Origin of the sequence: Roseibium porphyridii (assembly GCF_026191725.2) — a bacterium.
Taxonomy (GTDB): domain Bacteria; phylum Pseudomonadota; class Alphaproteobacteria; order Rhizobiales; family Stappiaceae; genus Roseibium; species Roseibium porphyridii.
In genome coordinates this window covers 136,986-155,762 of sequence record NZ_CP120863.1, presented here as the reverse complement: position 1 = coordinate 155,762, position 18,777 = coordinate 136,986, and the positions used below count along the sequence as shown (strand labels likewise).

Genomic DNA, 18,777 nt, shown 5'->3' with positions numbered 1-18,777 from the left:
CAAAAAACGGAGAAATGTGTTTTTCTCAAGCGGTTATCGCGAGAGGAATTGTCACGCCAAATTGGTCTTGGTAATGATTTCTTCATGAAGGCAAAAAAGGCCTCGCTAAAAAAGCGGCAATAGCCTCCGGGGGTAACAAGAACAATATGGAATACTTTCTTCAGCAGCTGATCAATGGCGTGACGCTGGGTTCGATCTATGGCCTGATCGCCATCGGTTACACGATGGTGTACGGCATCATCGGAATGATCAACTTTGCTCATGGTGATATCTTCATGGTCGGCGCGTTTATCGCGCTGATTTTTATTGTAACCCTCGGCATTACGGCATCCTTGCCCGTGGCGCTTTTGATTCTGGCACTGATCGGTGTCCTGATCGTATCCATGGCGCTGACGGCTGCCTGGGGCTGGACGGTTGAACGCATTGCCTATCGGCCCTTGCGCGGCTCGTTCCGCCTGGCGCCGCTAATCACCGCGATCGGTGCGTCCATTGCCCTGCAAAACTTCGTCCAGATCTCTCAAGGCGCACGCAACAAGCCGTTGCAGCCGTTGATTTCCGGCGGTTTCACACTGACTGATGGCGGTGCCGACGGATCCGGTTTTATTGTTCAGCTGTCTTATACCCAGATCCTGATCATTGTTGTCACCGTGGCTCTGATGATCGGTTTCACGCTGCTCATCAACAAAACGTCTCTCGGGCGCGCGCAGCGGGCTTGCGAACAGGACCGCAAAATGGCGTCCTTGCTTGGTATCAATGTTGACCGCACGATTTCGCTGACCTTCGTCATGGGGGCTGGCCTCGCCTCGGTCGCCGGCTTGATGTTCCTGCTCTACTACGGTGTGATCGACTTCTACATTGGCTTTCTTGCAGGCGTTAAAGCCTTCACCGCAGCGGTGCTTGGCGGGATCGGATCGCTTCCTGGTGCAATGCTGGGCGGTTTGTTGATTGGCCTGATCGAAACGTTCTGGTCCGGCTACTTCTCGGTCGAATACAAGGACGTCGCCGCTTTCTCCATCCTTGCAATCGTTCTGATCTTCATGCCCGAAGGTCTGCTCGGCAAGCCGGAAGTGGAGAAGGTCTGATCCATGTCAGTGAAATCCGATAACTTCTTCATGGATTCGGTGAAGGATGCAGCGGCGGGTGGTTTGATTGCGCTCGCACTCTTTGCAGTCCTCATCGGCATGAAGGCTGAAGTCGCCAGCGGCCTTGGGGGTCAGCTCGGCATCGTCTACCGCTGGGGAGCTGTTGCAGTTGCGGTGGCCATCGTTTTTGGCGGTCGTCTGCTTCTGAACCTCTTCGTCTGGAAAGCGGAAACACCCGTGACTCAGACGGCCGGCAGCCTGATGCCGAATTTGCAGTCGCTTGCGCCGCTCGGCAAATACGCCATGCCGATCTTCCTGGTGCTGGCGGTGGTTCTGCCGTTCCTGCTGATGTCCGCTTATGGCGCACGCGGCTCAAGGCAATATCTCGACCTCGCCATTCTGGTGACAACTTATGTCATGCTTGGCTGGGGATTGAATATCGTCGTCGGACTGGCCGGGTTGCTCGACCTTGGTTACGTCGCATTCTACGCAGTCGGAGCTTATTCGTATGCGTTGTTGGCGGAGTACTTTGGCTTCTCCTTCTGGATCTGCCTCCCGCTCGCCGGCATTCTGGCGGCATTCTGGGGCATCATTCTCGGGTTTCCGGTGTTGCGATTGCGCGGTGATTATCTCGCTATCGTAACCTTGGCATTCGGTGAAATTATTCGGGTCGTGCTGCTCAACTGGTATGAGTTCACCGGTGGTCCTGACGGCATCTCCGGCATCCCGCGCCCGAGCTTCTTCGGCATCGAATTCACACGAGGGGAAGGCGGGTTCGCGGACACGTTCGGACTGGAATTCAGCTCGATCCACCGCATCATCTTCCTTTATTACCTCATCCTGCTGATGGCGCTGATCACGAACTTCGTGACGATGCGGCTTCGCAAACTGCCGGTTGGACGCGCCTGGGAAGCTTTGCGCGAAGATGAAATTGCCTGTCGCTCGCTCGGCATCAACACCACCAACACCAAGCTGACCGCATTTGCTCTCGGTGCGATGTTCGGTGGTTTTGCCGGATCTTTCTTTGCGACACGCCAGGGGTTCATTTCCCCGGAGAGTTTCACCTTCATCGAATCGGCGGTGATCCTCGCAATCGTCGTGCTGGGCGGCCTTGGCAGCCAGATCGGCGTTGTCATTGCCGCGATCGTGATGATTGGCGGGTTTGAGTTTTTCCGCGGCCTGGAAGAATACCGCATGCTCGTTTTCGGTCTCTTGATGGTCATCATCATGGTCTGGAAACCTCGCGGCCTGATCTCCACCCGTAATCCTTCGATCACGTTGAGTGGCAAGAAAGGCAAGGGGATCAGTTCCGATCTGGTGCAGGAGGGTCACGGATGAGCTCCTGGGACAACAACCCCGTCCTGACAATCGAGCACCTGACCATGCGCTTCGGTGGATTGGTTGCGGTGGACGATCTGTCCTTCAATGTCGGCCGTGGGGATATCACGGCCCTGATCGGACCGAACGGCGCCGGCAAGACGACGGTGTTCAACTGCGTCACGGGCTTTTACAAGCCGACGGAAGGCCGGGTGGTGATGAACCGTTCCAACGGGGAGCACTATCTCCTGGAGCGCATGCCCGATTTTCAGATCTCCGCGCGTGCAAAGGTTGCCCGGACGTTCCAGAACATTCGCCTATTCGGCGGGATGACGTTGCTGGAAAACCTGATGGTGGCACAGCACAATCCACTCATGGTGGCTTCGGGGTATTCGGTGGCGGGCATCTTCGGCCTGTCATCGTTCCGGAGCGCTGAACGCGAGGCTGTCGACAAGGCTCGCTACTGGCTGGAAAAAACAGCTCTGATTGATCGTGCCGACGCGCCTGCAGCTGATTTGCCCTACGGTGATCAACGCCGTCTTGAGATCGCAAGGGCCATGTGTTCCGGTCCGGAACTACTTTGCCTTGACGAGCCGGCCGCCGGCCTGAACCCCAAGGAAAGTGCTGAACTGAATTCCTTGCTTCAGTATATCCGAAAGGAGCACGACACCTCGATCCTCCTGATCGAGCATGACATGAGCGTTGTCATGGAAATTTCCGATCACGTCGTGGTGCTGGATTACGGTGAAAAGATTTCTGATGGCACAGCGCCAGAAGTGAAGGATGATCCCAAGGTGATTGCCGCCTACCTCGGCGTTCCGGATGAAGAAGTAGATGCAGTGGAAGAGGAGGTCGGCATATGACAGCTCCGAGCCATTTGCTTGAAGTCCGCAATGTTGAAACCCATTACGGCAAGATTATCGCTCTGCGCGGTGTCGACCTGACGGTTGACAATGGAGAGATCGTCTCCCTGATCGGAGCCAACGGGGCGGGCAAGTCCACCCTGATGATGACCATTTGCGGAACGCCTCATGCCTCGTCAGGCGAGGTTCTTTATGACGGCGAAAACATTACACACATGCCGACGCATGAAATCATGCGAAAGTCCATTGCGCAGTCACCTGAAGGCCGCAGGATTTTCCCGCGCATGAGTGTGATGGAGAATCTTGTCATGGGTGCGGAAATGGCCGGCAACGAGGACGTTGACGGCAGCCTGGACCGGGCATTTGACCTGTTTCCACGCCTGAAGGAAAGACGCAACCAGCGCGGCGGCACACTATCGGGTGGTGAGCAGCAGATGCTCGCCATTGCGCGGGCACTCATGTCCAAGCCGCGTTTGCTTCTGCTCGATGAGCCTTCCCTGGGTCTGGCACCGATCATTGTGAAGCAGATTTTCGATGCGATCAGGGATCTCAACCAGAGCGACGGTCTGACGGTGTTTCTGGTGGAACAGAATGCCTATCATGCCTTGAAACTGGCGCACCGTGGATATGTGATGGTGAACGGCAAGATCACCATGTCCGGAACCGGCAAGGAACTGCTGGCGCGTGAAGACGTGCAGGCAGCTTACCTTGAAGGCGGGAGGCACTAGGAGGCGCGACATGGGTATTCTCTACGAAACGAACATAGGCGTCTTTTTGATCCTGCTGTGCGGGCTCGGAGGCGGTGCGGCCTGGATGACGGGACGTGCCTGCGCCAACACCTGGCGTCCGATTTTGGTGTTGTTGTGGTTCCTGTTCCTGTTGACGCTGGCAATCAGGTTCCTGACCTTTGCCCTTTTTGAAGGCTCGCTGTTGTCCGTGCACTATTTGATTGTGGACTATCTGGTTGTGCTTGCCTTCGGTCTCGGGGGCTGGCGCTATACGCGGACTAACCAAATGACAACACAGTATGTTTGGCTTTACCAAAAAACAGGTCCGTTCACTTGGCGGTTGCGTGAAGGACAATCTGACCGCTACGCTGAGGGCTGAAGAATTCCAGGGGCGCATATTGTGTGCCCATGGGGAACCGGCTGGGTTTTGGGCGAAATAAGATAAGAATCGTTCTGACCGCGGCCAAAATTGAAGCAGGCGTTTTGGGAAGCGCAGGCTTCGTGTCCAAAATGGTCCAGAAAACTGGAACCAGGGGAGTTAATGATGAAAAAATATCTATTGGCGAGTGTTGCTGCTGTTGCCGGTGTGGCCATGTCCACTGCCGCTATTGCGGACATCGTGATTGCAACAGCCGGTCCGATGACCGGTCAGTACGCGTCCTTTGGTGCGCAGATGAAAGCTGGTGCCGAGCAAGCAGTTGCTGACATCAATGCCGCCGGTGGCGTCAATGGCGAAATGCTCGTTCTGGAAGTGGGCGACGATGCCTGCGATCCGAAACAGGCCGTTGCTGTTGCAAACCAGATGGTCGGCAAGGGTGTCGTGTTCATGGCGGGTCACTTCTGCTCTGGTTCGTCCATCCCGGCGTCCGCTGTCTATGCTGAAGAGGGGATCATTCAGATTTCTCCGGCATCTACCAACCCGAAATTCACCGATGAGCGTCCTGGTCCGGGTGTCTATCGCGTGTGCGGTCGTGACGACCAGCAGGGTCAGGTCGCAGGTACTTATCTGGCTGAGGAATTCGGCGACAAGAACATTGCCGTTGTTCACGACAAGACTGCCTACGGCAAGGGCCTGGCCGACGCAACCAAAGGTGTGATGAACAGCCTTGGTAAAGACGAAACTCTTTACGAAGCCTACACCGCTGGTGAAAAGGACTACACCGCGCTGGTCTCCAAGCTGAAGCAGGAAAACATCGACGTTCTTTATGTCGGCGGCTATCACACGGAAGCAGGCCTGATGAAGCGTCAGATGGTTGACCAGGGTATGGACACCATCCTCGTTTCCGGCGATGCACTCGTCACCGACGAGTATTGGTCAATCACCGGCCCGGCCGGCGAAGGCACATTGATGACCTTCTCTCCGGACCCACGCAAGAACCCGATTGCGGCACCCGTCGTGAAATCGCTTGAAGATGCCGGCAAAACCGCAGAAGGCTACTCTCTGTACACCTATGCGGCGATCCAGGCATGGGCGGCTGCTGCAACGACTGCAAAGTCCACGGACTATGATGCTGTCGTTGGTGCTCTGAACGCCGGTGATTTCGCAACCGTTCTCGGCGACCTGTCCTTCGACGACAAGGGCGACGTCTCTCTGCCTGGTTATGTCTGGTATGAGTGGAAAGACGGTCAGTACGACTACAAGTAAGTTGCTGACACACTGTTCGGGGTGACCCGATTGAGCCCGTCCGGATATTTCCGGGCGGGTTTTCTTGTTTTCGGGTTTGATGATGACAGGCGAAGCAGCAACTTGGAACCTTGGGAGAAAACCAAAAAGGCTTAACCTCGTGATTTCATGAAACCTTCCACGCGATTGCTGTTGCTATATCGCCGACAATGAGCGAAACCCTATTATTAAATAAGTGAATTACTGATGACACACGTGTCACCAGAGCGTTTTTCCGTGCAAAGTGTAAAACAGCGAACACTCCGCATAAGGGTGCAAGGGACTATGCCAACGGGGGAATAGAAATGCAGGCGACTTCTGAAGGCATGTCATTGAATTCCGACGTGCCGCAGATGCTCCATATGGATTTGGATATCAAGGATTTTTGCTCTGACTGGGCGCATTGCGATCTGATGTCGGGGTATCTGGCTCGAATGGTCAGCCACAATCGGCTGGATTCTCTGCTTTTTTCAAATCTTTATTCATCCGCGTTGAACGAACTCCTGGAAACTGTATTTCGCGTTCATGGAGAAGACGGCAAGCTTGAATGCGCCGTGCACCGCCAGGGCAACCACGACCGGATAGAGCTGACCTTTCCTGCAGATCAACCAACATTCGAGACTTACCGGAAGGCTATCGAAAAGGTGCAGGCCTCTGATGCGGAAGCCCTTTATCTGGAAGCTTTGTTCACAGAAGACGAACCGGATGCTGGCCTGGGGCTGCTGGAGCTGGGCGTCGACTACGGTGCGCGTTTGACAATCGACAGGCTTGAAAATGGTCGCATGTGTCTGGTCGCTGAATTGGCGCTTGAGGACGAAACAGAATGATTGCTGACAGTATTTCGCAAGGGTTTCAGTGGAACTTCAACGAAAACGACCAGGAATTTTCATTGCACGGCAGCTTGAGGCCGCAGCGCAGCGAGGAAATGAACAGCTGCATTTCCGCGCTTGAAAGCTCCGTTTCCAGCGTCAGTGGGCGCTTCTATGTCAATGTTCGCCGCTTGGTGCGCATGAACAATGTCGCTTTTCATGCCTTCGCCGGCAAGATTCTGGACCTGGTGCGCGGGCGCAGCGATCTGAAAGTTCACGTGACAACCTCGAGCGTGGTCGGTTGGGCCACCCGCAAATTCGCGGTGCTTGAGACCATGTCCGAAAATATCACCGTCGGGGAATACGATAACGAGTTTTATCCAGGCCAGACATTCCTTGAAGAGGGTGGCTTTATCCCGATTTTGCGCACGCAGACCAAACTGACATGGCGCCATGAACGGGCCATCTTGCAGCGCCATGGCCTGGAACCCGGATTGCAGGTGGCAGACATCTGCTGCGGTATCGGGGATTTCGCGGTTCTCTTGCAAAAGGAATTTCAGCCCGATCGGCTGGTGGCTCTGGATCACAGTCGGTCCAGTCTCGACTATGCGCGCAAGGTCGCGACGGATTTCGGCATTCGCGGCATCGACTATGTGTTTGGTGATGCGTCCGAAATGCTGTTGGAAAGCGACCAGTTCGACTTCGTCACCTGCCGCCATTCCCTTCAGGTGTTCGATCGGCCTGAACTGATCCTTCAGGAGCTGCTGCGTATCTGCAAGCCGGGCGGCCGCATCTACATCACCAACGAGAAAAACTCCCATTGTCTGGGTGAGCCGAGGTCGGAATCAATCCAGCGCACCTACAATGAAGTTGCGCGGCTTTGGGCCCATTTCAACATGGATATCGAGCTTGGCCCCAAGAGCCGGCGATACCTGATCGATGCAGGCCTTGAAGACATTCAGATGGAATCGTTCATGGTGACCAACCTGGACGGCGATCCCCAGGATTTCGCCGATATTATCCAGTCCTGGGAAGATGTCTACGCCGGCAAGATGGCTGTCGAGCGTGGTGACAGTGAAGAGCAGATCCGCGAATTCAGGCAGGGTTTCCAGGACCATATCTTCGCGGCCAAGCATCCACGGGGATATGCAGGCTGGCCGATTTGGGTCGCTTCGGGACGGAAACCAAAATGAGTGTCACGCATGTAGGGACCGAAACTCCGGAGCCGCAGGACGGGCAGTCAGTTGGCCGGTTTTCGAGGCACAGTTTTCGGGCCAAATTCATTGCGGTCGTCGGCGCGGCGGTTCTGTTCGATCTCATGCTGGCCGGCGGCGTTGCCATCTGGAATGTGCAACGTTTGTCCAACGACGCGACCGAGAAGGTCGCGACCGGTCTCACCAGCGCCACGGAAGAGTACCTGAGGACATATATCGACACGACGGCGCTCAGAACCGATCTGCTGCTCGATCAGGTATTTTCCGAAGTTGAAGCGCTTGGCGGTGCCATGCAGACTTTGATTGACAATCCTCAGACCGGCACCAATGTCGGCAGGACTGTCGAAGCAGACCCCAAGCTTGGCGACAAACTTGTTTTTAATCCGCAAGCTGGCTGGTCACAGAATTCACCGGGAGAATCCGTTGTCAGTGTCTGGGGGTATCTGCTGGATGACGACGGCAATCCGCTGCCTGAGGTCGAGGCACAGATTTCTGACAGCTCCGCTTTCAACCTGATTGCACCCGGTATCCTCAAGACCGGGTCGCCGAAACTGCAGATGTATTATGTCGGCCCAAAAGACAAGCCGATCATGCGCACGACGCCTTATACGGATCAGGCGCAGACATTCGACAAGCTTTATCCCGGCCACAACGAAGACAACTTCTGGGATTTCTTCTTTCCTGGCGTCTATGAAGGCTGGCAAAGCTGGATCAAGGACCCGGCCAATCGGCCGGTTGACCGCGATATCGTTGGCACGGATCCATATATCGATGCAATCACCGGCGCTCGCATAGTCAGCTTCTTTTACCCGCTCTGGACAGCTGACCGTTCGGATGTCGCAGGCATGGCGGCTGTCGACATCACGCTCGATCAGCTCTCCAATCTGGTTGAGAATGTAAAGATCGCTGAGACCGGGTTCGGCTTTCTTACGTCGTCGGCAGGAAACGTCATTGCCGTGAGTGAGGCCGGTGCCGAAACGCTTGGTCTTGTCTCTGTAGGTGGTGAAGGTCAGGGTGTGACCGGGATCGATCGGCTCCTCGGGAAGAGCCGTTTCCCCGAGGTCGCAAATCTTGAACTGCCGCACAATACAGGCACAGTAATCGATTCCATAACGCTCGGCGGCGATGGCGATTTCAACGAAGAAACGGGTGAAGGATATATCGTTGTTCTGAAGGAACTTTCGCCCATCAATCTTTGGAATGGCGAAACGATTGTCTCTGAAAATCTGACCCTTGGTTTCATGGTTGCCAAGGACGAAATCTATGCACCGTTGACGGCTGTACAGCATGAATTGTCCGAGGCGACGGAGCGGATCGTTTATTGGCAGATCGCGGCGCTTCTGATCAGTCTGGTAATCGTGACTGTTGCCGTTTACGCCATTTCCGGTCGGATCACCAAAGGCCTGTCACAGCTGGCCGGCGCAGCACGTGCGCTGCAGAACAAGGACTATTCCGTCCGGGTTGATATCCCGACCCGCGATGAGGTGGCAGCTGCCGGTCTTGCGTTCAACCGCATGGCCGAAGAAATCAGTTTCCATACCGAAAACCTTGAGAACCTGGTCGAGGAGCGAACGAAAAAGCTCGAAACCGCGAACAAGGAAATTGGTGCGCTTAACAAGCGGCTCAAGTCGGAGAATGTGCGTCTGGGCGCAGAACTGGATGTCGCCAAACGCATTCAGGAGATGGTGCTGCCACGTCGCAGCGAGCTCGAGATCATTCCGCAAATCGAGATTGCCGCCTTCATGGAACCGGCCGATGAGGTGGGCGGCGATTACTACGATGTTCTCTTTGATGGTGAACACATCAAGGTGGGTATCGGCGATGTGACCGGCCACGGCTTGGAGAGTGGCGTGCTGATGCTGATGGTTCAGTCAGTTGCCCGCGCCTTGCAGGAAAAGGGTGACAAGGACCCGATCGCGTTTCTGGATGTGCTCAACCGGGCCGTCTACAAGAACATCACGCGGACCAAATCCGACAAACATCTGACCCTTGCATTTGTCGACTACGTTGATGGCAAGGTGACGTTGTCCGGTCAGCATGAAGAAGTGCTGATCATCCGATCAACCGGCGAGACCGAACGCATCGACACTATGGATCTCGGGTTCCCGGTCGGTTTGGAAGCAGATATCTCCGCATTTGTCGCAACATTGGATTTGAGTTTCGGTCCGGACGATATTCTGATCCTTCACACCGATGGTATCACGGAAGCTGAAAACGCGGCCGGAAACATGTTTGGCCTGGACCGGTTGAGCGACAGTGCCCACAGCAATCGCCACAAATCGGCCAAGGGCATCGCTGAAGCCGTCATCGATGACGTCAAGATGCATATCGGGGAATACAAGGTGTTTGACGATATCACGCTCGTGGTTTTGAAGCACAGGTAGGTCATGGCTGAAGATTTTGGACATACTCACTCTTCAAACGGTGGCGACGCGACGCGGTTTTGCCTGACGCTGATGGCCGAGCCATTGGAACTCAGCTGGCATCATTGCGGCGTGACATCGGATTTCATTGGCGAGTATTTCAGCCGGGCATGCCCCGGAGAAGTTGATCCGGTGGATGCACGCCACAGCATCAGCTACATGATCAACGAGATCCTCGAGAACGCGGTCAAATTTCGATATGGCGGTGACATTGCCATCGACAGCAGCCTCCAGGGTGAAACGTTTGAGATTCAAATTATCAACAAGATCGACAAAGAAACCGCGTCTCGTTTCCAGGAGCTTCTGCGCGAACTTCTGGAGCGCGAACCCGGTGAGCTCTTGTTGGAGAAAATCGAAGAAAATGCCCTTAATCCCGACTCGACCGGCTCAGGCCTGGGCCTGCTTACGCTCATGAGCGATTACGAAGCCAAATTGGGCTGGTCTTTCCACCGCGAGCATGTAAGTGAAGGCGTAAAGCTGACTACGTTTGCCTCATTGCGACTTTCCTGATCGCTGACTTATTCCAAAGGAAGATACCAACATGGAAATCAGCACCAACGATTACCGCGTTTGGACTGAAGGTGCGTCCATCCACTATGAAGGCACCATGCGGCTTTCAGGCACGGAAGCCTATGCGCCGATACTTGAAATCATGAACTCCGTACTCGGGTCCAAACCCGATCTCATCACGCTTGACCTGACCGGACTTGAGTTCTTGAACAGCTCCGGCATCAACCTCTTTGCGAAATTCACCATCGAGATCCGGAAACAACCGGAAGTCGGCGTCCGCGTTCTTGGCTCCAAGAGCATCCCCTGGCAATCCAAGTCCCTCCGCAACCTTCAACGCCTGCACCCCGCGCTCGAACTGACGATTTCCTGACAGCAGTCCGGCATTTGACCGACGGAGCGCAATGCAACACCGGTCAGTTTCCGTCCGCCCTGGTGAGCGTTCTTACCCCTCGCTGCCTTTTTCGCAATGGAAACGGACGTAAAGACGGCCTGGGGCTAGAGACAACTTATCCGCACGCATCTTGACGGACATTTCGAAAGCGTCTTCGACTGTGAAGGCTGCTTTGACGTCTTCAGTTGCCCAATAGCTGGTGTCGCTTTGTAAGAGCAGCTTCAGGTCCTCGATATGAACGATCCTGTCACCTGAGCTGTTGAAGGTCGCAAACTCCTCGATGGAAACGTCGAGAGCGGTTTCGTCAGGGGTGTTGGGTACATAGGAGAATTCAGCCGACGTCACGGTCATCTCGCCTGGCACAACGCCTTTGGCAAGGCTTTCCTGGCCGTCGAGTGCCGTGATCCTGATCTGACCGACTTCATAGGTTCCGCAAAAAGGCTTTTTGTCATCGGACATCGCGACTTGATCCTCCTCGTCCTCAATGCTTCTGGGCCGGTGCGGGCGGTAGTGTCAGCGTCAAAGAGCACACGCACTTACCAGAAGACGTTTTTGGCATTGCTATCTTGTTTGCCGAACAGCCATCGGTAGCCATGCCCTTTGGGCTTTCTGCGATGACCTCAGCGCGATTTGGCAATTCGTGTCTACAGGGCAGGGCTTATGACGTCAGCCTTCCAGATTTATGCGCCATTTGCATGTTGGCGGCATAGGAATTTGGCGACCTTCGACCAGGCATGTTGGCTTCCAGAACAAGTGTTTCAAGCAATCCGTCTTCTACCGAGATTTCCGTCGTTCTGTTGAGCTTGTTCATACGCCAGAACTGAAGCTTGCGGTTTTTGGGAACGTAGTCGCCTGGGATATCGGTTGCGTCACCCGTGACCACCATGATCTTAGGCTTCGGCAACTCGTAATAGTTGCCTTCATAAACATAGGCCCGTATCAATGCGATCTGCTGATCAGCGCCCGTGTCCATCAACTGGATGGTCAGCCGACTATCCGGGCTGCCGCCGGACTCGATCTTGACCTCGGCCACCGTCTTGCTGCCGCTGCCGGCAATGTTGCTTCCAATGAGAATAATTTCCGCAGGATCATACGGCGGTATGGATAGGATGGTCGGCAGTTGATCGCTCATTTATCTTCCCCCCTTTGGGAATTCAGGTTGTCGACGGCATGTCAGGTTCTCACCAGAATTTCCCGCCATGCCAGGTTTTCCATCAAGATGTCCCCGGCAGCAGAATTGCCAAGCGCATCCAACTGGTCGGCAATTGCAGCGCCGGCCAGTGCATAGTTGAGTGTGTCGGGATTGAGTGCGCTCCAGGATCGTGCGATTGCGGATCCCATGAGGTCTCGCGCATTTGCAAGCGCGGATTTCAGCAAAAATTCACGTGCGTTGAAGGCATCGGCAAACCGGTGTCCAATCAGCTCGATTTCATGATGGCCGAGCTCGAACAGCCGGTCATGCGAAATACTTTCCGGAAGATCGACCAAGTTTCCGTCTACGGCATTGTGGTGATAGATCTCTACAAGGGTATCGAATATCGCGCCGGTAAAGGGCTTAGACAGATCGTGCACGGCGTCTGTGACGGTGCTCATTTTCCGGTCGTTGCTGGCAGTCCGAATCTGTCGGTCACCGGACAACTCCGCTATCCGGTTTAGTTCGTTCATGGTCAGAAGGTTGCCGCGGGTCGAGCGCAGCAGCCGGTCGAGCACGCTGTCGAAATGAAGAAGCGAAATGAGTGCGATCAGGTCCGATACGCTCTCGTGATAACCGAAATATTCACGGTTGGCGTTCCCGCCGACGGGTGTCCCCATTTCCGCAAAAATGAGCGCATGACCGAATTCATGCGCGATGACATCGAAGTTCAAGGCATATGGATAGACCGTTTCCCGGTCACTCAACTCGGTACCGAACTCCATGTAGCCATATCCCGACTGGGCATTATTCCAACTTACGAATGGAATGATCTCAAGCCGTTCATAGGTTTGCGAGAAATGCCAGACAACCTCATGCCCGAGATAGCTTTCCCAGATGTCGAGCACGCGTCTGAGTGAAGCAAACACATGGGCGCAGACAAATTGGCGGCTTGATGGGTCCAGATGATCGAAATGTCCGTCTGGCCCCGCTTCTGCCGGCGGGTGTTGTTCGCCCGTAAAAGGAGGCTGGAAGGGATACTCGTAAACAGGCTTTTCAAAAAGCGGATCTGCCACATACATGCGGCGGTCAGCCGGTCCTGGCTGAATCTCGTTCGGCGACGTGCTGATCCAGACGGTTTCCGGTTTTTCATAACCGGCCAGGTGCGGCACCTGCGGATACAGAAGAAACCGGGTGCCGAGACGGCCCGTTTCAGGTGAGATGGTTTCCTGGTCGAGATAGATACTCAATTCAACCTCTGAAATCCGGTATTTTTACAACCGGCCTGGAAACCGGTGTTGGTCACAATCTCTTGTTGCGCGCGCGCCTAAATTGTTTCTCCACTTCCCGCACAGCATCAAAAAAGATGTTTTTGCCGTACTGTTTGAACCTTCCGCAGGGGAATTATTAAAAGACTATCAAGCACCTGAGAAGCTGTCCAATGAAAATCCCGCGTCTGCGAGATCCTGCAGAAACGCGTCTGTTGGCACGAACGCCGCTCCAGGTGTGGGAAGAGGCCAGAGGCCGGATTTCTGGCGATCAGTAAGTTCATCTAGTAGAAGTTGCGCATCAAGTTGCTTCTGAGTGCAATCGGGCTTCGCCAGATCTGAAATCGTAATGTTCGCCCCATTATCCCGAGCGGTAGCCAACACGGCTTTCAGGTGCCGTTCCGTGTAGTGAAGCTGAAAAGCCGCAGTCACCAGAGCGCTTTCCTGACACGCTGTGATTTGGCCTTCCTTTCGCGATTGCTTGAAACGAATGCGCAAATCGACAAGGGAATCGGTGATCGCGACCGCACCGAGTTCTTCTGGCGTGTGAAGGACCGCGACCGCGTCATCTGGTGCAAGGGCATTTCGCCGGAACCACCGATAGATGAGCCCTCGCCCGTGCATCCCAAAGCTCGATAATTCAGCGGCTCTGAGAGCGCCCATGCTGGCCGCACCAAAAATGGTGGCGCCGCGATCGATCGCCCAGAGGATCTCCTTGTGCCTGACGGCCGGAGCTCCTTGAAAGACACCGTCGATCAGAGCAATGACGCAGTCCTTTGCCTCAAGCGATACGGCAGCAATGTCTCCCTGGGCTGCCGGTGGCCGTACATCGGCCTGGAGTGCCTCAGGAAGGCCTTCGGGGGGTAAACTCGGGCCGATGAAAACGACGAGAGGACGCTTAGCCTGCATCATGCCCTCCAACGCTGGCCGACCAGCGGCACCACCCGGACGATGAACAGCGGAACGTCTTCAAGAGCAAGGACGGGCACAATAGCCGAGGTCAAACCTGCCTCTGCCAGCGCTTCGGTAAAATCCTTCACACTCACTGCTGAATTGTTCCCGGCAAATGATGGACTATTGGCAGGCGTCTTACTCATTTGCCGCCGTTCGAAGGCGATCAGTTGATCATCGTGATTTCTTGGATAGGAACGGCGGGTTATGTCTTCGCGGGAGCCTGATATCACTGACGCGCGTGTCTGAATGCTTTCCAAAAGCGCTGCTCGCAGTGCTCCGCTAAAGGTGGGGCGGCAGGCAAAACCGTCCGCGGCAAATGGAAGAGAAGTTGCTGAAGCACGCTCATCGAGAAGTCTGACCCAGACGACGGGAAAGCGCCCAACCGGTGGGCACTCATAGGCAGCAAACAACAGACCGGCATCTTGAACCTGCATTATGAGCTCGTCTGTGCAGGCGTCGACATTCGTGTCGGGCGCAATGCGGTTTTTCTCAAAGAACCCATGCGTTGTCATGGCCTTTTCGGTGCTTATCCGCTCCAGAACCTCGAGGAACCCATGCTGAATTGCTTCCTCCAGACTTCCGCCACCCCCCAGTCCGGTCGTGGTGCGGACGAAAGGCGACACTGCATGAGATGAGGATGGCGTATAATCCGTACTGATCAGGGCAGCGGGCACGCTGACGATATCCTGCGACATCGGTTCAATTCCGCGCATAAACGCAATTGGGTTCTCCATCCACTCTTCAGCCATCTCTGGCGGTAAGTGACAGGAAAGCTTGTGGATTGCCGCGTGCCCATAAATCTCGTTTGGAGATGCTCTGCCACCGATTTGATCAGGCGATTCGCAGGCAAAGGTTTCAAGAGCTTCGATGATTGCGCTGACGGCAGCCTCCGAAAGGGTCAAACCTTTGCCCTGGTTGACGGCGTTCGATCGCGCCAACGGTCGGACGGCCTGGACAACCGGAACACCAATACGATCAAGACCGGTGACGTCTGCCAGCCGCGAAATGCCGAAGGACGTCAGATGAGGCTTTAAACGGGAGAGATACTCGTCAGCGCTAAAGCGCCGCGAGAGCTTCGAAGTCGGCGAATTGCGGCATATCGCGCTGATTTCGTCAAACAGTTCCAGATTTGGGCTGACTTCATCCATCCCATCAGCTCAGGCGGCTCGCCAAAAGGGCTGATATGCGAGCTTTTTCGCTACCTTGTTCCAATTCCTGCAGAATGCGCCGCGCCCGCTCCAAATGTCCTGGTGTTGCTTTGTCAGGCTGCAGCATCACCAAGTCTGCCAAGGCCCGTAAGACCAGTACTTTTGCATTCTGGTTCAAGGCGACATCTTCGGCCTTGGCGAGGTCTGTCAGAATCTGGTCTGCTCCCGATCCGGCTCTGGCGCCAAGGCGGGCGCGGCGCCTGTAGAGTTCTGCAAGCCAGAAGGCATGGCCCGTTGCTTCAGCGCGTTCAATCGCGGAGCTCAAAACGGCCAAGCCGTTGTCAAACCGGCCCAGCATTGCGTCGAGTTCGCCTGCCATCTCAAGATAAACGGGAAAATCTTCTTCCGTGCCGATTTCCTGTTGTATGGACAAACCTTCTGTCAGGTTGGCGCGACCACGTTCGGGGTCTCCCGACATTCCCTGTGACCAGCCTGCAAAGATCAGGCTCTTGGCCTCCAGTGATTTGAGGTCGTGCTCCACGGCTGCTGTTTTCATACGCCTTGCAAGACTTGCCACCCGGTCGACATCACCCCTGTAACGATGAAGCATGATGCCGATATCAAGCGCGTGACAGTTGCTGCCGACATGGTCAATGTGCCTGGCCCAGGCGTCCGATTGTTCCATATGAGAAACGGCAGATTCCGTTTGCCCAATGAACCAGGAGGACAAGGCTTTTTCGCCGAGACCACAAACTCGGGCATCGTGGCCACCATATCGGGTTCTGTGTTCCAGCGCTTCATCTTCGCTATAAAGATCAAGCCCTTTGGATATGGCCTCCAGGCAATCATTGTGATTGCCAAGATTGAACGCGGTAGCCCATCGGCAATGGTGGGCCTGTAGCTCGATTTCCTTGTCGTTGACACCCGTCAGATCGCTCAGAATGGTTTCAGCCCGTTCGCGTTGTTCCTTGAAATTTGCGGCTGTGAACCACCAACCCCAATAGAGCGGAAACCCGGTCGCACGATGGGTCTCGGGCGTTTCATGCAAAAGCTCCACGCCGCGTTGGTAGAGAGCTGATGCTTCCTCCGAACCGGTTCCATCCATCGTGGCAACAACTGGACCGAGCAGTTTGACGATTTCCAGCTCAAGCTCAGCGGCAACGGCCTTGTCACTGATCTTTTCCGCAATTGAGCGGGCACGGGTCAAATGTGTTCGCGCTTCCTTGAGTGCAGACTGGGAAGATGCAGAGCGGGCGGCGTCAATGTAGTGCCGGGCCGCCGCGACAGGCATTCTGGCTTGCTCTGCGTGAACCGCAAGCTCAGCACTGGTAAACGGTTGCCCGCTGGCTTCGTTACCTGTCGCAATTCTGTAGAGCGCTGTGTGCAATGTGCGTCGGTTCGCGCGCAACAGTCCGGCATATGCGGCCTGCTGCAGCAACATGTGCCGGAAACGGTATGCCGGTTCCGCCTCGTTTGAATGCTTTTCGATGAAACCGCCCGCCATGAGCTGGTTGAGGCTTTCGTCCGCAGAAGCCGGTGTGCCGGTAGATGCCAGCAGAGCAACAAGCGTCAGAATATTGAAACTTCTGCCGATCACGCTTGCGGCCTGGGCGACGATCTTGGCTTTGCCCAACGCTGCTAGCCGCGCAGCCAGCAGATCTTGAAGGCTGGCGGTCTCTTCTGAATCAAAGAGGGACTCCCAGGCACTCTCGTCCGACATTTTTTCCGCGCCGCGGTCTACCACGAAGCGCGTCAGTTCTTCGGCAAACAAGGGTACGCCCTCACAACGCGCAGCAATGGCGTGGGCCAGGCGCGGTGACAATGCTGCAGCCCCTGCAACGTTTCCGATCAATTCAATGATGCTGTCTTCACCCAGTCGCGACAGGCGCAGCTTGGAAAAGTGAGGAAGTTCGGTCCACTTGGTTTCGGGCCGCTCGCGCGATGTCACCACGATGAAGACCGGAGCTGATGCAATCCGGTCGAGGAGGTGTTCCAGCACCTCAATCGTCTGGCTGTCGGCCCAGTGCAGGTCTTCAAGTTTGATGACACAGGGCTTTGCACTGGCAATGGCCATAACTGCATCAACCAGCGTGTCGACAGAAGAGGCAGGATGCGGGTCAGCATCATCTTGCTGAGGTGAAGGCGACAGCAGAAACGCAAGTGCTTTATAAAACTCTGGCGACTGATTTCCTGGAAGGGACAGAACGTCTGCAATGGCCTCAGCTGAAGGCGTTTCAAAATCAAATGAAGGGTCGTACCTTCTGATTTCGGCACGCAGACTTTTGACAAAGGGCGAAAACGGAATGTCACGGCACTCAGGTTCGCACTGGAAATCCAGAAGATGTGCTCCTTCATCCCGGGCCTGCTGTGCAACCTGAAACGACAGCCGGGACTTTCCAATCCCGGGTTCGCCATGAACGTAGAGCACCTGGCCCTCGCCGTGGGAAGCTTGTTGCCACCGGTCGGTCGCTTCCTCCAGCTCATCTCGTCTTGCCAGAAATGGTTGTCCGGCGTCCCGAAGTTTCTCAAACCGGTCAACTGTCTCGCGGCGCCCAAGAGGTTGCCAGAGGCTTTGCGGTTGATCGAACCCCTTCAGGGAATGGGCACCGAGACTTTCATAATGGTAGATGCGCCGCGTTGCCCGGTAGGTGGCGTTTGAAACGGCTACGGTCCCAACTTGTGCGATGCCTTGAATGCGGGCGGCAAGCGTGGGCGCAATGCCGATGATTTCCTCCCGGTCCGCCAGCGCCCCGCTTCCCGCGGGTCCTGAAACAGCTGGTCCCGTGGCGACACCAACCCTGACCTGAATATCGCAATCAAAGCGTTTTTGGATGTCGGCACGCTCTTTCAGGATCGCGAGACCCGCAGCCACGGCGCGTTGAGGGGCGTCTTCGTCTGCAATCGGATAGCCGAAATAGGCCGATCCGCCATCGCCCATCAAAAGATCGAGATGGCCGCCATGCCCTGCGATGGCATGGTGGGCAGCCTGGTGCAGCGCCTGCTGCACTTCCCGGTAGTCTTCCAGGTCCATATTCGTGACCATGGAGGTCGAACCGACCAGATCATAGAAGAGGGCAGTGAGCTGGCGGCGCTCCCCCTTTTGTATCCCAAGATCCCCTGCGTTGTTCTGGGTCATGATCTGCCTTTGACCGGCCCCTGCTGTTTGACCGATAGAACGCTTTCGGTTCCACTATGATGGAAGGGTTGCACCGACCTTTGCCATAAAGCAAGCAACCTATTTCTTTTTAATGTAAACCGAATGATAGGCAATCAAC

General features: G+C 55.3%; 17 protein-coding genes. 11 read left to right on the top strand and 6 right to left on the bottom strand.

Annotated elements, in window-relative coordinates; all coding sequences use genetic code 11:
- Positions 1 to 146: 146 nt before the first annotated feature.
- From K1718_RS00750 to K1718_RS00700, 11 genes are all read left to right on the top strand, one after another.
- A complete protein-coding gene (locus tag K1718_RS00750; RefSeq protein WP_265680070.1) occupies positions 147 to 1,082 on the top strand; it encodes an ABC transporter permease subunit in 936 nt (311 codons plus the stop codon).
- Between the two features lie 3 nt (positions 1,083 to 1,085).
- Positions 1,086 to 2,420, top strand: coding sequence for a high-affinity branched-chain amino acid ABC transporter permease LivM (gene livM / locus K1718_RS00745; protein WP_152498936.1), 1,335 nt, complete (start codon positions 1,086 to 1,088; stop codon positions 2,418 to 2,420).
- Entirely contained in the window at positions 2,417 to 3,262 is an 846-nt protein-coding gene (locus tag K1718_RS00740; protein WP_152498935.1) for an ABC transporter ATP-binding protein, read from the top strand. The genes livM and K1718_RS00740 overlap by 4 nt, the downstream gene beginning before the upstream one ends.
- Positions 3,259 to 3,990 carry an ABC transporter ATP-binding protein gene (locus K1718_RS00735; protein ID WP_265680071.1) on the top strand — a complete coding sequence of 244 codons (732 nt, stop codon included), beginning with the start codon at positions 3,259 to 3,261 and terminating at the stop codon, positions 3,988 to 3,990. Before K1718_RS00740 ends, K1718_RS00735 begins: the two co-directional genes overlap by 4 nt.
- Positions 3,991 to 4,000: 10 nt before the next feature.
- Positions 4,001 to 4,369 (top strand): DUF6867 family protein, encoded by a 369-nt coding sequence (locus K1718_RS00730; RefSeq protein WP_152498933.1) that lies wholly within the window; start codon positions 4,001 to 4,003, stop codon positions 4,367 to 4,369.
- 165 nt (positions 4,370 to 4,534) lie between these two features.
- Positions 4,535 to 5,635, top strand: coding sequence for a branched-chain amino acid ABC transporter substrate-binding protein (locus K1718_RS00725; protein WP_152504044.1), 1,101 nt, complete (start codon positions 4,535 to 4,537; stop codon positions 5,633 to 5,635).
- A 323-nt stretch (positions 5,636 to 5,958) separates the two neighbouring features.
- Positions 5,959 to 6,480: a ubiquinone biosynthesis methyltransferase UbiE gene (locus K1718_RS00720; protein WP_152498932.1), complete on the top strand. Its 522-nt coding sequence runs from the start codon at positions 5,959 to 5,961 to the stop codon at positions 6,478 to 6,480.
- Positions 6,477 to 7,655, top strand: coding sequence for a class I SAM-dependent methyltransferase (locus K1718_RS00715; protein ID WP_265680072.1), 1,179 nt, complete (start codon positions 6,477 to 6,479; stop codon positions 7,653 to 7,655). Before K1718_RS00720 ends, K1718_RS00715 begins: the two co-directional genes overlap by 4 nt.
- Positions 7,652 to 10,060: a SpoIIE family protein phosphatase gene (locus tag K1718_RS00710; protein WP_265680073.1), complete on the top strand. Its 2,409-nt coding sequence runs from the start codon at positions 7,652 to 7,654 to the stop codon at positions 10,058 to 10,060. Before K1718_RS00715 ends, K1718_RS00710 begins: the two co-directional genes overlap by 4 nt.
- Positions 10,061 to 10,063: 3 nt before the next feature.
- Positions 10,064 to 10,609, top strand: a complete 546-nt coding sequence (locus K1718_RS00705; RefSeq protein ID WP_152498929.1) for a slr1658 superfamily regulator — start codon at positions 10,064 to 10,066, stop codon at positions 10,607 to 10,609.
- 31 nt (positions 10,610 to 10,640) lie between these two features.
- Entirely contained in the window at positions 10,641 to 10,979 is a 339-nt protein-coding gene (locus tag K1718_RS00700; RefSeq protein ID WP_152498928.1) for a slr1659 superfamily regulator, read from the top strand.
- Between the two features lie 72 nt (positions 10,980 to 11,051).
- On the opposite strand, the gene K1718_RS00695 is transcribed toward K1718_RS00700, so the two are convergent.
- The 6 genes from K1718_RS00695 to K1718_RS00670 all read right to left on the bottom strand — a co-directional run bounded on the left by K1718_RS00695 (position 11,052) and on the right by K1718_RS00670 (position 18,638).
- On the bottom strand, positions 11,052 to 11,459 hold the full coding sequence (locus K1718_RS00695; RefSeq protein WP_265680074.1) for a hypothetical protein: 408 nt from the start codon (positions 11,457 to 11,459) through the stop codon (positions 11,052 to 11,054).
- Between the two features lie 199 nt (positions 11,460 to 11,658).
- The gene (locus K1718_RS00690; protein WP_152498926.1) at positions 11,659 to 12,132 is read right to left on the bottom strand and encodes a hypothetical protein; all 474 of its coding nucleotides are present in this window, start codon (positions 12,130 to 12,132) and stop codon (positions 11,659 to 11,661) included.
- A 41-nt stretch (positions 12,133 to 12,173) separates the two neighbouring features.
- The gene (locus K1718_RS00685; RefSeq protein WP_265680075.1) at positions 12,174 to 13,382 is read right to left on the bottom strand and encodes a gluzincin family metallopeptidase; all 1,209 of its coding nucleotides are present in this window, start codon (positions 13,380 to 13,382) and stop codon (positions 12,174 to 12,176) included.
- A gap of 168 nt (positions 13,383 to 13,550) precedes the next feature.
- Positions 13,551 to 14,312 (bottom strand): TfuA-like protein, encoded by a 762-nt coding sequence (locus K1718_RS00680; protein ID WP_285806054.1) that lies wholly within the window; start codon positions 14,310 to 14,312, stop codon positions 13,551 to 13,553.
- Positions 14,309 to 15,502: a YcaO-like family protein gene (locus tag K1718_RS00675; protein ID WP_265680077.1), complete on the bottom strand. Its 1,194-nt coding sequence runs from the start codon at positions 15,500 to 15,502 to the stop codon at positions 14,309 to 14,311. The genes K1718_RS00680 and K1718_RS00675 overlap by 4 nt, the downstream gene beginning before the upstream one ends.
- A gap of 4 nt (positions 15,503 to 15,506) precedes the next feature.
- Positions 15,507 to 18,638 (bottom strand): AAA family ATPase, encoded by a 3,132-nt coding sequence (locus K1718_RS00670; protein WP_265680078.1) that lies wholly within the window; start codon positions 18,636 to 18,638, stop codon positions 15,507 to 15,509.
- Positions 18,639 to 18,777: the final 139 nt, after the last annotated feature.

Excerpts from the sequence above, each read along its gene's own strand:
- K1718_RS00750 (WP_265680070.1), top strand. The coding sequence starts at position 147 with ATGGAATACTTTCTTCAGCAGCTGATCAATGGCGTGACGCTGGGTTCG.
- livM (WP_152498936.1), top strand. The coding sequence starts at position 1,086 with ATGTCAGTGAAATCCGATAACTTCTTCATGGATTCGGTGAAGGATGCA.
- K1718_RS00740 (WP_152498935.1), top strand. The coding sequence starts at position 2,417 with ATGAGCTCCTGGGACAACAACCCCGTCCTGACAATCGAGCACCTGACC.
- K1718_RS00735 (WP_265680071.1), top strand. The coding sequence starts at position 3,259 with ATGACAGCTCCGAGCCATTTGCTTGAAGTCCGCAATGTTGAAACCCAT.
- K1718_RS00730 (WP_152498933.1), top strand. The coding sequence starts at position 4,001 with ATGGGTATTCTCTACGAAACGAACATAGGCGTCTTTTTGATCCTGCTG.
- K1718_RS00725 (WP_152504044.1), top strand. The coding sequence starts at position 4,535 with ATGAAAAAATATCTATTGGCGAGTGTTGCTGCTGTTGCCGGTGTGGCC.
- K1718_RS00720 (WP_152498932.1), top strand. The coding sequence starts at position 5,959 with ATGCAGGCGACTTCTGAAGGCATGTCATTGAATTCCGACGTGCCGCAG.
- K1718_RS00715 (WP_265680072.1), top strand. The coding sequence starts at position 6,477 with ATGATTGCTGACAGTATTTCGCAAGGGTTTCAGTGGAACTTCAACGAA.
- K1718_RS00710 (WP_265680073.1), top strand. The coding sequence starts at position 7,652 with ATGAGTGTCACGCATGTAGGGACCGAAACTCCGGAGCCGCAGGACGGG.
- K1718_RS00705 (WP_152498929.1), top strand. The coding sequence starts at position 10,064 with ATGGCTGAAGATTTTGGACATACTCACTCTTCAAACGGTGGCGACGCG.
- K1718_RS00700 (WP_152498928.1), top strand. The coding sequence starts at position 10,641 with ATGGAAATCAGCACCAACGATTACCGCGTTTGGACTGAAGGTGCGTCC.
- K1718_RS00695 (WP_265680074.1), bottom strand. The coding sequence starts at position 11,459 with ATGTCCGATGACAAAAAGCCTTTTTGCGGAACCTATGAAGTCGGTCAG.
- K1718_RS00690 (WP_152498926.1), bottom strand. The coding sequence starts at position 12,132 with ATGAGCGATCAACTGCCGACCATCCTATCCATACCGCCGTATGATCCT.
- K1718_RS00680 (WP_285806054.1), bottom strand. The coding sequence starts at position 14,312 with ATGATGCAGGCTAAGCGTCCTCTCGTCGTTTTCATCGGCCCGAGTTTA.
- K1718_RS00675 (WP_265680077.1), bottom strand. The coding sequence starts at position 15,502 with ATGGATGAAGTCAGCCCAAATCTGGAACTGTTTGACGAAATCAGCGCG.
- K1718_RS00670 (WP_265680078.1), bottom strand. The coding sequence starts at position 18,638 with ATGACCCAGAACAACGCAGGGGATCTTGGGATACAAAAGGGGGAGCGC.